A 12,924-nucleotide genomic window follows, 5' to 3' on the forward strand; every position below is an offset into this window, starting at 1 on the left:
ATACTAGTAGTAAATTCAAGAATTTATTTTTTCGATCTTCTTCTGTTATTATATTCTTTTATTTCATCACTCGTTAGAATTCTTTTTCCTTTTATTTTATAGTTTTTTATAACAATATCATTCTCGTCGAATTCAACTTTATCATTATTTCTTGTTAATTCCAATCTAACTTCAATTAAGTCATTTTTTAAAACTTCGACTGGCAATAAGTCACTGTAAGATTTTAATTTTAAAGCATTGGCAATTAAATTTAAGTTTCTAACATTATATTTACTGTTTGAACTGAAGTTTTCAACTTTACCAACATAACCTTCAGCATATTCCATTCTCAATGATAGTTCAACCTGTGAAACGTACGGTGTGGCTCTACCTCTTAGCTCTCTTACTTTATCTATTAAGTAAAGTTCTAATTCTGAAATTATTATAACAACTTCTTTTTTAATTGACATTTTTAATGGCAAGAAAGTAAATATATAATATAAATTCACATCCATATTTGGATGTACTAATTATTGTATGTATATTTGTGGAAGAAGATACAATATTTTGTAAATTCGCAATACTTTATATAAAAAAATATTAAGCTATTGCTTAGAATCTCGAACAGAAAACTGCCAATTTTCAAAGGAAGCGAGGTGATAAGTAGATTAGTTCATGACCTAGGCATGGACTTAACTTATCCGTTTCCTGGTATGGCAGTACCTCTGTTCGGATATTGTTGGGTTTCATGCCTTTTTATATGCTTTTTACTCAACCATTTGCCGGTTATGGTGCTGTGTACAGGCACTAATATTTATTAAAATTATCATTTGTGATCATTTAACCTTTAAATTAAAAATTCATACCTCGTTTTGCGTATTGGTATGTTATAGTGATAAAATTAAATCTTGACGTGAGCTTACTTATCATGAAATTGATTATAACGCGATTCGCCGATTTTTTTAAAAATAAAAATCCTCAAAGCTAAAGAACCAATCATAATACACAAAAAGTTAGCATGTAGGTAGGGCAAAGCACATAACAACTTCCAACCATAATAGATAAATATTAATATAGTTAGGTTAGTTTATATAGTAGTTAAAAACCGGAAGGGGTTATGTGTCTGTGCTTTTAATTATTCTTTTTGAGTGAAAAGAAAATGATTGGTTAATTATTAAAAAATCCCCCTGACGATCGTTTGGCAACAGTATCAGGGAGATGGATGTAGTAATTAAAACGGAATAATTAACTAACAGTACAAAAGTATGAAAAAATTTACTTTTGCAGCACTTGCTGTACCCCTAATGTGGGTGTTGCTATTATTACTTTTTTTTAGCAGCAACAAACTACACGCGCAGGAAACAATGGTTTTAAGCGGCGTGGTCAAAAGTGCCGACGGTTCACCAATGGAAGGCGTAACCGTGTGGCAGAAAGATACAGATAATGGTACCCAGACCGATTTACTGGGATTTTATTCTTTGGAAGTTTCTTCTGATTCGTTTTTGATCTTTGAATACATAGGTTTCAAAACGCAGACTATTCGTGTTACGAACAAGGTGCTTAACGTTACCTTGGTTCCAGATGATGATACTTTGGAAGAACTTGTAATTAATGCCGGTTATTACAGCGTTAAGGATAAAGAACGAACCGGAAGCATTTCAAAGATAACCTCGAAAGAAATTGGTCAACAACCAGTTGCCAACCCGCTGGCCGCAATGCAGGGACGTATGGCAGGGGTGAACATTACGCAGAGCAGCGGTACCCCCGGCGGCGGCTTCGATATACAGATCAGGGGGCGCAACAGTTTACGCACCGAGGGTAATGCGCCCCTGTATATCGTTGACGGTGTACCTTATGCGTCACAGTCAAATGCAGATCAGGAGCTTTCTTCGGGTATTATGCCTTTGGGTAATGTAAGTCCTTTGAACAGCATGAACCCTAATGATATTGAAAGTATCGAAGTCTTAAAAGATGCCGATGCTACCGCTATTTATGGTTCGCGTGGTTCTAACGGGGTAGTGCTGATTACTACCAAGAAAGGTAGTTCCGACCGTACTACTTTTTCATTGCAGTCAAATACTGCGGTAAGTACGGTTTCTAAATACATGGATTTAATGAACACGCAACAGTATCTGCAAATGCGTAGAGATGCCTTTGTAAATGGTGGTATTAACGAATATCCCGAAAATGCGTACGATGTAAACGGTACGTGGGATCAAAACCGATATACTGATTGGCAGCGGGAGTTCATTGGCGGAAAGGCGGTATCTCAAAATACGCAGTTTTCGGTTGGTGGAGGATCTGGGCAAACCAGCTATTTATTTAGTGCCACCCACAGAAAAGATGGTACCGTATATCCTGGAGATTTCGGTTACAAACGTACCAACTTTATGCTGAATGTAAATCATCATTCTAAAGACCGCAGGTTCAATTTTCAGGGAAGTGTACAGAAGAATGACCAGAACAATAAGTTGATGGCAACAGATCTCACAACAGCAATTTTTCTACCTCCAAATGCACCAGCCTTATACGATGAGGCAGGAAACATCAATTGGGAAAACAACACCTTTGAAAACCCGTTGGCAAAATTAAACTCTAAATACCTTTCAGAAACATCCGATTTAATCGCTCAATTAAACCTGTCCTACGAAGTTGCAAAGAATGTTAGGTTCAGTCTGCTTGGTGGTTCTACCAGAACACAGGGTAAGGAAATACGTACAATGCCTTCTACCATCATGAACCCGTCCTTGCAGTACACCAGTGCTAATTCTTCTGTAAATATGGTGAATCTTAACAAGGAGAGCTGGATTGTAGAACCCAAGATAAATTATTCTTACAGTGGAGATAGGGGCAATTTGGAAGTGCTGTTGGGTAGTACCTTTGAAGAACGCTCACAGGACGTTTTGGGATTAAGCGGAAGCAATTTCCTATCTAACGATTTCATCATGAACATTCAGAGCGCAGCGACACAGCGAGTTACTAAAGATGCACAGACACTTTACAGATACCATGCTTTATTTGCCCGCCTGAATTATACGCATAAAGAAAAATATATTGTGAACGCTACTGCGCGTAGGGATGGTTCCAGCAGATTTGGTTCCAACAAAAAGTGGGGCAACTTTGGTGCCTTGGGTGCTGCTTGGCTCTTCAGTCGTGAAAAGGCACTGGAAGAAAACTCATGGTTAAGTTTTGGAAAACTGCGTGCTAGCTACGGTATTGCGGGTAACGATTTAATTGGAGACTATCAGTATTTAAATACATTAGGGTTGGGCTTATACACATATGATGGTATGGTAACTTTGGAACCTTTGCGATTGTACAATCCCGATTTCAGTTGGGAAACCAATAAGAAACTGGAAGCAGCACTGGAATTGGAGTTTTTTAACGGTAAGCTGGCGGCTTCGGCTGCTTGGTACCGCAACCGATCATCTAATCAGCTGGTGGGTATCCCGTTGCCGGGAACGACTGGTTTTCCGAGTGTACAGGCAAACTTGGGAGCAACGGTAGAAAACAGGGGCTGGGAATTTACCTTTCGCAGCATGAACCTGCAAAAAGAAAAGTGGTCTTGGAACACCAGCTTTAATCTTACCATACCAAGAAATGAACTGATTGCTTTTCCAAACCTTGAGGAATCAACCTATGCTAACCAGTATGAAATTGGTAAACCGGTTACCATCCGTAAAATGTACCGTTACAAGGGGATTAACCCGGAAACTGGTCTCTTTGAATTTGAAGATACCAACAACGATGGTAAAATTGATTTGAACGACCGTAGCGTAGCAGTGGATGTTGGTGTACGGTTGTATGGCGGTATCCAAAATACGCTGCAATATAAAAACTGGAGTTTAGACTTCTTGTGGCAGTTTGTAAAACAGAAGGCTTTTTCGCCTGATTACCGAAGTAATTTGTTAGGAGAAATGGAAAACAAGAATGTGCGTGCAGGCAGTTATTTTGGTTCAGGTAATGGGATATCTTTGTACCAGCAGCCTTCATTAGTATCAAATAACGAAGCGTATCGTGCATATCAGAATTTTGCCAACAGCGATCAGGTAGTTACAGACGGATCATATATTCGCTTGAAATCTTTACAGCTGCAATACGCGTGGAAGATTCCGCAATTGGCTGGTATTTCCTTTACCACATTTTTACAGGGACAGAACCTGGTAACTTTTACAAAGTTCTGGGGCAGCGATCCGGAAACCGCTCTTGGGTTTCTTCCGGCACTCAGAACCATATCCTTTGGTGCTACAGTTAACTTTTAATTATTGGATCATGAAAAAAATAATGATATATACGGTATCATTCTGGATTTTGCTGCTTGCTACAGGCTGCAACGACTTTCTGGAAGTAGAGGTACCAAAAGACATGGTTGACCAAACGAAAACCTTTAACGACGACCGTACTGCCGAAGCGGCGCTGCACCATGCGTATGTTTTACTGACGGAGAACGGCTTTTTATCTGGAAATGCAGGTGCGGCACCTGTATTATTGGGGTGTTACACCGATGAACTGGAAGTAACTTCGCCTGCTTTTCCCGACTACATGAATTTTTACAACGGTGCCGTACTTGCTAATAATTCAAGCGTGAGCGCATTGTGGAACCAGACGTATGCACAGATTTATACGGTAAACAATATTTTGGAAGGGTTGAAGAATTCTACAGGAATTACAGAAGCTGTCCAAATACAATTACAAGGCGAGGCATTGGCGATTAGAGGGATATTGCATTTTTATCTGGCTCAGACTTTTGGAGAAGTGCCCTATGTTACTTCAGTTGATTACAAGGTAAACCAGAAGATAGGTAAGCTGTCTGTCAATGCGGTAATGGAACGTGCCCTTGCAGATTTAAAGGATGCGGAAGAAATATTGCTGTCTTCTTACCCAACAGCAGAACGAATACGAATCAGCAAATCGGTAGTACATGGTTTTATGGCACGCATGTACCTTTACATGGAAAACTGGCCGATGGCACGGCAGTATGCGGAGGTGCTTATAAACAATACGGAATATACACTTTCTCCTGTAAACGGACTTTTCTTGAAAGAAAGTAAAAGCGCTATTTGGCAATTGAAGCCTACCATTAACGGAATGAATACCTATGAGGCACTTACGTATACCTTTTTTGCAGTGCCTGCGCCCAACATCAAATTAAGCACTTCGCTTTTAGGAATATTTGAAACTGGGGATCTGCGTAAAACAAATTGGATAAAGTTTATTGGCTTAGAAGGTCAGAATGCACATAATTTTAAATACACTAAAATGGGCTTCAGCACTCCTGTGGCGGAATATTCGGTAGTTCTGCGGATTGAAGAAATGTACTTAATAGCCGCTGAAGCAGCAGCACGTTTGCAGGATTGGGACGCGTGCAACGGCTATTTGAACCAGATAAGGAGCCGTGCAGGATTGGACGATGTGGATGTTCAGTCTGTAGATCAGGCAGTGAATACCATTCTTCAGGAAAGACGCGTAGAGTTATTCTGCGAATTTGGTCACCGTTTTTATGATTTAAAACGTACAGACCGCTTGATGGATTTACAGGCTGTTAAACCCAATTGGAAACCACATTTAAGCGTATTGCCGTTGCCTGAAAACGAATTATTGTTAAACCCAAACCTGCTGCCACAGAACACAGGTTATTAAAAAAAGATCTATGAAAATCTCAATATATTATTTAATTTGTTTGTTTGTTATGACATTCTGCCCTTCGTTTGGGCAGAATGTTGATAATAAACCGGAAACATTAAGACCTGCGTATATCACAGAATCGGGGAAGATAGCTGTTTACTTTAGTGATACTGAAAACAACAGTACTTGTATCATACATCTAATAGATACTGGTGAAAAAATCGTTTTGAAAAATGTGGATAACCGCATGCTCGTTACAGATTATAAAGCTGTTTTTTACAGTTATGTAAAAAAACAAATGTACGTTGTCGATTTAATTTCTAAGAAAACGGATACTGTTGCTGATGTTGAGGCAATAGAAGTTTTAGAAGCTGTAAATAAAATAATATACCACACCAAAGCTGATAAAATGTTGACAATTTTGAATGTAAAATCAGGTACTTCAGAAAAATTTTTAGATGTAGACTTTTACAATGTTGATAGAGAGTTCAATAAATTAGTTTTTTCTAACGACGAAGCTGAACTGTTTTTAATGGACTTGAAAAAAGAAAAAACAGTGAAGTATGATGCCGGTGCGCTTACAGATTTAAGTTTAAGGAATGCTAAATGGGATACAAAAGGTCAAAAGGTATATCTCTTTGCATTAGATGATGATAATGTACATTTGTATGAAATCTCTACAAAACTTAATAAGGTAGGTCAGTACCCGGTTAATAATGAACGTGAAAGCTTAGAGATTGATACCTATTTTACTTCAGTAATGGTTCTGCCCAACGATAAGATGGTAATTGGTGTAAAATCAGTGGAAAAGGTCCAACCTGGTGGAGCGGATGTAGAGATATGGAATGGTAACATAAATGGTTTTCCCGCAGCGGTAAACTTTTACAAAGAGCACCGAAACCAATTGGCGATTATAGATATTAAAACGGGACTACTTACTTCACTTATGGAGAAGGGAAAAATAATGGGATACCACATTGATCATATTGGAAATATCTATCGATATGAAATCTTTGAAAATGACGATACATCCTTACTAAACCCTCCGATTAATTTATATAAGTACGATTTCGATAAGAACAGTTTTAGCTATCTCAGTAAGTTTAGTTCCGTCCTTTCAAATCTGCTTAAATATAAGACTTTTCCGAATCTGGTTTATTATAAAGATAATCATTGGAATTATTTTGATTTAAACTCTGGAAAAGGAGAAAGTATTAGTGTAAACTCTGACGGTAAATTTTACAGTGACGAGCATGAATATTATAACATTACAGGAACGGAATCTTTAAATGGACCTTTAGAATGGAAAGGTAGAGGCTTTTACTTGAATGATCAGAAGGATATATGGTACTACGACTGGAAATCAAAAAAGATAATCCGTAAAACAAACAGTAAAAAGCAAGAGAAAAACTATCGTCTTTGTAATTGCAATTATGATCTTAATCACTCAGTTATAACTCCTTTCGAACTTGTTACCAAACCGAATAATGATCTGATTATAACTTGGAATGCAGGTCTTCATGAATTTGAAGGAATAGACCTACTGAAAGAAGATGGCACTATTACGCCCTTGGTTTGGGACAAGGCACATTATTCACAAATTAAAAGATTTAAGGATTATCTGATCTATGTCAAAGAGAAAGTTAATGTTGCGCCGTCTGTATACATCTATAATTTAAAGTCAAAAGAAGAAATTTTATTGCATAAAAGCAATACTTGGGATACGGATGTCACTGATGTCAAATCAGAACATTTCTATTGGTATAACGAAAACGGAAATATCCGTGGGGGTATAGTAAGGTTTCCTAAAAATTACAACGAAAAAGATTCAACAAAGTATCCTGTGGTTGTCAGTATATACGAACAGAAGTTCAAAGCGCAGAACATTTATGTTCCGCCGACCGATTTGAGTGTAACAAATATTAATTTTAGAGAGTACACCGCTGACGATTATTTTGTAATTGAACCGGATATTTATTACGAAATAGGTGAAACAGGTCAATCAGCCTTGAAATGTATCAATGAAACTATTGACTTTCTTGCAAAAGTTTTTCCGCTGGATACGGAGCGTATGGGTATTTACGGGCACTCTTATGGTGGCTACGAGACAAATTATGTTATTACACAGACCCCTAGGTTTAAGGCAGCAATATCTAGTGCAGGAGTTGCTGATGCTGTAAGTATGTACCTTACCTATAGTTTTGATCTATTCATACCGGATGTATTTCGATTTGAAACACATCAGTGGCGCTTTGGAAAAAGCTTCTTTGATGATCAGGAACTCTATATTAGAAATTCACCCGTATATCATGCAAAAAATATATCCACACCTTTGCTTCTCATAACAGGAACAAAGGACTACGTGATAAACTGGCAGCAAAGCCTGTATATGTTCACCGCGATGAAACGGTTGGGTAAGGAGGTACAACTTTTGCTTTACAATAACGAAGATCACAGTATATCAGATCCTAAAAATCAAATTGATGTAAGTCGTAGAACAAAAGAGTGGTTTGACTTTTATCTCAAAAGAAGGACTGAACCTGTATGGTTAAACTGATTTTAATTAAAAAACGACTGTTATTTAAGGCAGTCGTTTTTTATATAAGATAATTGTTATTTTATTTGGTAATCAGATGGGGTTTTTGTTTAAAAATGATTGCATATCCTCGGAGATAGGATGCTGCACTTCAAATTTTCCAAATTTTGTTTTGAAATGTTCCCAACGTTTAGAAAGTTCACCAGTTCTTCTGTGTTTAGGACTTACCCAGACCCAATCAAGTATCCAAACAATGTTATGACCATATTTGCGATAGCGGAATGAACATGCTCCGGTAATTGCTCCAATTTCGTTGGTAAATAGATAACCTTGTACATTAGGATCACTATCTCCTGCCTGACTATGCCATTGCACAAAATCATAATGGAACATTCTTTTAAAAATTCGAGCTCTTTCATACATTTCTTTGTGTTTCCACTTTAAACTGTTAGTAGTTACAAGCTCAAAGTCTGGATTATGCATAATTTTTGTCATCCTCATGTTTGGTTTGGGATCCAAGTAGGACATTCTCTTTTTATGCTCGCGTCGATGATACATACTCGACTCAGGATCTCCCTTTACCCATTCATAGCCGCATTCTTTGCATCGGGTTGAAAATGTCCTAGGTCTTTTTCTGAATTTTGGAGGTCTGATTTCTAGATGTATTATACAACCACTATCATTAAAGGTAGCAGATACTTTATAGCTTGAAGAAGTTTTAATACTTTTTGTTTTACTATCTTGTCTCCACCATTCTTCGTCTGTGCAAAACTCTAACGGTGAATTCCTATGTCTGTATTTTGTAAACCAAAACACTTGCAACTCGCTGGCAGATAAAAAAATAGTATTTTTTTCGGTAAGTTTGGGTAATAGAAGGTTCACCAGATCTTCTGGGCGCGTATTGAACCCAATTTGTTCTAAAATTATAAGTAAATGTGCTAGCGATTCAATCCTAAGTGATTCGTTACCTAATACTTCAATAGATAGCCTTGATGGCTTATAGTACGCTGTTTCAATAGCAATGTCAAAAATCTCACAAATTTTTTCTATTTTTAAAGTGTGATTGTATATTCTGGAATCCAATGTGTCTAAAATATCTTCTATATCTGCTAGACTAGCCCAACCTTTGATTAAGACTTCATTCAGCAATGTTTTACTTTTATCTGGGCTGGTATCTCTTACGGATTTATTTAACATTTCCCAAAGAGTTTCTAATATTTCAAAGCTTACAATTTTTTGCATCTATATAATTTATTTACTAATTAATTTAAATACTAAATCTTTTTGATCTAGTATTTATGCTTTTTCTTATTAATTTTCGTTGTGTTTAAAGATCCATTATCCATGTTAAGAACTTTTAAGCTCTCTTCATTATCAAAAAAAAGTACACATGCTTTCTTACCATTACGTGAAGACGGATATATTATTCCGTCAATTCTATTATGTTTTGAAAGCTTATCTGAAAAAGGAAATCTTAAATATTCTGTAATGATTTGCGTTGGTACATAATCTATGTGTATCCTCCCATCTCTATTTATAGGTGCAGTCAGATCTTTTATAAAATTCTTTATGAAAATTAGCCTAAAGCGATCTTGATGCTTTTTGGCATCGAAAGGACTGGGAGGTAATGGCATCATGGATAAATCAACAACGTTCAGTTCTCTAATAGTACTAAAAGCAACTGTTGTAAAGTATTGGATCTCCTTATTACCCACATCAAGAGTTTCTCTTAAAGCTGTTTCTATATCGAAAGCTCCATAAAACATAGAGATCCCGGATGGACTCATCCTGTTTGGTTGTATGGCAAATTGTTGTGGCGGAGAGGTCATTCCCTTTGGATTTGATACAGAACTATCTCCTCTGCTATGTTGTCGGCACCGATAAAATTTTGTGCCGACATTAAGTTTCTTAATAAGTTTGAATTTTTTAATACTACTACCGATTTCAGCAAGCATTTCGTCAGATTGAATAGGGTAGTTATCTGAATTTAAATCTTTTACCAGTCCGAAAAAGTATCTAGATCTATGTTTTACTATTTCCTTAAAGTATTTCCAATTGTATAATAAAATATCCGAAGGACTGTCGTAAAACTGCATTTCGTCCGACCAAGGCTTCGTTAAATCAAGTGATTGAAAAACATCATTGGATAGTTTTAAATCTTCAATATCTAGATCAAAATGTTCTTGTAAAATTTCCTCTGCATTGTATACGTTTCCTAAATACCCACCTTCACTCGTTTCGTATCTCATAAAATTAGCCGGATCAGTATACGAACGCAGTACAGCCTCCATTATAAACTCCATTAAATCCTCTAACGATACAACAGATGTTGATTTTTCACAATAATCACAATATCCGCTAGTGGAAGTTCTTCGGATAAAGTTTTTTATTGCCGGTTCGTTTATGTGGTTTCTACAAACATTAGTTTCTGGAACGGTACACAAACCAAGTTCCTGAAGCCTCATTGCTTCATCCATTGCTCTACTCATCAACTTTTAATTTTCTAAAATTTCCTTTTTTATTTGTATAATACTGTCTTATAATATTAAAGTGACGAGTATTTGAGATTAAATATAGTTAATTTATAATAATACATTATTAATGTAAATGGCTAAAAATGATTCCTAAATAAAAAAGGCTGCCTTTTCAAGCAGCCACTGACTAATTAATCCAAGAAAAGTTGGGAGGTACATTGCAAACCGTTTACGGTAGGAATACGGTAGTACGTCTTTCCTGCGATAGTACATACAGGGCCTCCTTCAGTATTACAAGGAACCCATTCCGCTACACATCTATTACCAACAGGATTAGATGCTACGTAATGATATCCAAACATTGCAGCTTCATCAGCTTTTTGATTTTGTTTTGCAGCATTTGTTGCAAATGCTGCTGCTGCGCCTAATACCACTACTGCAAATGGCATTATGGCTCTTTTGAAATTTGTTTTCATAATAATTAAATTTAATAGTTTTTCGGTTTACTCTTTTCTACAGGTTTTCAACCGTTGATCCCTGCTATTGGCCAATAGATTTATTATTGAGGAAGGGACACTGTACGGAAACAATTTGCCCCTGCATGAAACCGAATTTATCAGCTCCCTTACCTCATTTTAATTTTTTATCTGTTTAGCTTATACCTTACTAAGGAATTTCCAATGATTCCGAAGAAATATTCTTCATTTATAGCAAATTCCTTCACTTTGTTTTTTTTATAGTCGTAAGTATAAAAGCTATACATATATTGGTTTTTGCTATAATTATACACATCAATGATGCTTGCCTCATTCCACATGCTTCTAGGTTCGTTTTTACCCATCAAATCAGATTTTACGTATAACAGTTTATCATAAGCATATGTTCTGGAATTGACTTTTTGAGGTGGTGCGCCCATTTTTCGCTCACCGTTTGCTAAGGTTTTTACTTCAATTTTTGCAAGGGTAGTTGTATCAATTGTTTTACCAGACTTAAAATAATTGTATTTGTTTTCATAAACTAGATATTGGTTTCTATAGTAATAAGTGTAGATTGCCTGCTTTGTTTTAGAGTCAGTTATAAGATGTCCATCAGTGTCGAATATTCCGTCAATCTGTTTTTTTAAGACTTTGTCATAAAGTTCAAATGTTGTTGAATTACTGACTGTTATCTTTCCTAACACATTCTCTCCACTATCTGCTTTTTCACTTCTGAATAAAAAGGAATTGTTATCTATTGGTTGAAGTTTTGAAAAGAAAATTTTTGTTTCCATAAACTTTAATGCTTTCCAGCTTTTTGTTTCTCCTCTATAGATGATTGGAGTTGCACCGTCGCTGACAAAAAAGAACTCATCATTTACTTTAACTGTGAGGCTGCGGAAAGATCTGTCTTTTTCGTCGAGTACTATTTGATGACTGATTCTAGCTCTCATATCCATTGGTATTGCTGTTATATTGAGAGGAGTAGTATAATTACCCAGATATATTGTATCATGGGTAAGTCCTGCTATGTAGTAGGAATTAAAACCTAGATCTATATACTCTGCTTTATCAATATGATGAGGTAAAAATCTTCTTATAAAAGGATTTTCCCTTTTCATGATGTGTTCGGATGTGATAAATAGTAATACAATAATTGCCGAACTTATTATTATAGTTCCAATGCTTAATAATATGGAAGTCTTGTTTGTGTTTCTGTACAATAAAATAGCAGCGGCAACCATTGAAGTGATAGCATTGAACCACAGGTGTTCCGTCCATCCCATCTTTTCAAGGATACCGCCACAGGAACATGGGACAAACGGGCTGTAGTTCAATATCAGGTAAATATATACGGTGAAGGCCGTCATCATTCCCAGAAAGAGATATAATCCCAATCTTTGTGTTTTTGGTATGCATAACAATAAGGCAATAATCAGTTCACCGATCACGGTTGCGTAAGCAATGGTAGTTGCAAAAGCACTCAGCAGGGGAGACTGTGCTACCTGAACCTGAAAGTTTTCAAAGTCAGTTATTTTACTTACTGCGGCATACACGAACAGTATGATGAAAAAGTAAATGACTGCCTGTTTTATGAATGGTAGAATTTTACGCATGATAAATATGTTATTTTTATGTATTGTAAAATTCTGAAATTCAAATAATTAAAAGTTATTCAAAAAGTATAATTAGTTAGTAGATAGGTATTATTTAGCTTTTTTATTCCTTTATTGGCGTATCAATTTTATTTTCTGATAAGTATGTTTGGCGGCTTTTGTTTCGCAAAGCTCTTGGACTTAAAGAATATAGTTTGGAGAACTGGTTGCAAAAGGTC

Annotated in this window: 8 protein-coding genes; 3 read left to right on the forward strand and 5 right to left on the reverse strand. The window is 36.3% G+C overall.

What is annotated here, in order from left to right; all coding sequences use genetic code 11:
• Positions 1–23: 23 nt before the first annotated feature.
• Positions 24–449, reverse strand: a complete 426-nt coding sequence (locus BM253_RS10645; protein WP_091523642.1) for a transcriptional regulator — start codon at positions 447–449, stop codon at positions 24–26.
• A gap of 795 nt (positions 450–1,244) precedes the next feature.
• Between BM253_RS10645 and BM253_RS10650 the strand changes: the two genes are divergently transcribed.
• From BM253_RS10650 to BM253_RS10660, 3 genes are read left to right on the forward strand one after another with little or no spacing between them, the layout of a single operon-like run.
• Positions 1,245–4,241 (forward strand): SusC/RagA family TonB-linked outer membrane protein, encoded by a 2,997-nt coding sequence (locus BM253_RS10650; protein ID WP_245758490.1) that lies wholly within the window; start codon positions 1,245–1,247, stop codon positions 4,239–4,241.
• Between the two features lie 10 nt (positions 4,242–4,251).
• Positions 4,252–5,619, forward strand: a complete 1,368-nt coding sequence (locus BM253_RS10655) for a RagB/SusD family nutrient uptake outer membrane protein (protein WP_091523645.1) — start codon at positions 4,252–4,254, stop codon at positions 5,617–5,619.
• Between the two features lie 49 nt (positions 5,620–5,668).
• The gene (locus BM253_RS10660) at positions 5,669–8,161 is read left to right on the forward strand and encodes an alpha/beta hydrolase family protein (RefSeq protein ID WP_177205768.1); all 2,493 of its coding nucleotides are present in this window, start codon (positions 5,669–5,671) and stop codon (positions 8,159–8,161) included.
• A 72-nt stretch (positions 8,162–8,233) separates the two neighbouring features.
• Here the strand turns inward: BM253_RS10660 and BM253_RS10665 are convergent, their stop codons facing one another.
• The 4 genes from BM253_RS10665 to BM253_RS10680 all read right to left on the reverse strand — a co-directional run bounded on the left by BM253_RS10665 (position 8,234) and on the right by BM253_RS10680 (position 12,706).
• Positions 8,234–9,382, reverse strand: a complete 1,149-nt coding sequence (locus BM253_RS10665; protein ID WP_091523652.1) for a hypothetical protein — start codon at positions 9,380–9,382, stop codon at positions 8,234–8,236.
• A 47-nt stretch (positions 9,383–9,429) separates the two neighbouring features.
• Positions 9,430–10,629 (reverse strand): HEPN-associated N-terminal domain-containing protein, encoded by a 1,200-nt coding sequence (locus tag BM253_RS10670; RefSeq protein WP_091523655.1) that lies wholly within the window; start codon positions 10,627–10,629, stop codon positions 9,430–9,432.
• 176 nt (positions 10,630–10,805) lie between these two features.
• A complete protein-coding gene (locus BM253_RS10675; RefSeq protein ID WP_091523659.1) occupies positions 10,806–11,090 on the reverse strand; it encodes a DUF6520 family protein in 285 nt (94 codons plus the stop codon).
• Positions 11,091–11,257: 167 nt separating this feature from the next.
• Complete coding sequence (locus tag BM253_RS10680; protein WP_091523662.1) at positions 11,258–12,706, reverse strand: MauE/DoxX family redox-associated membrane protein; 1,449 nt, start codon at positions 12,704–12,706, stop codon at positions 11,258–11,260.
• Positions 12,707–12,924: the final 218 nt, after the last annotated feature.

It is taken from the genome of Paenimyroides ummariense, from assembly GCF_900115115.1.
Lineage (GTDB): Bacteria > Bacteroidota > Bacteroidia > Flavobacteriales > Flavobacteriaceae > Flavobacterium > Flavobacterium ummariense.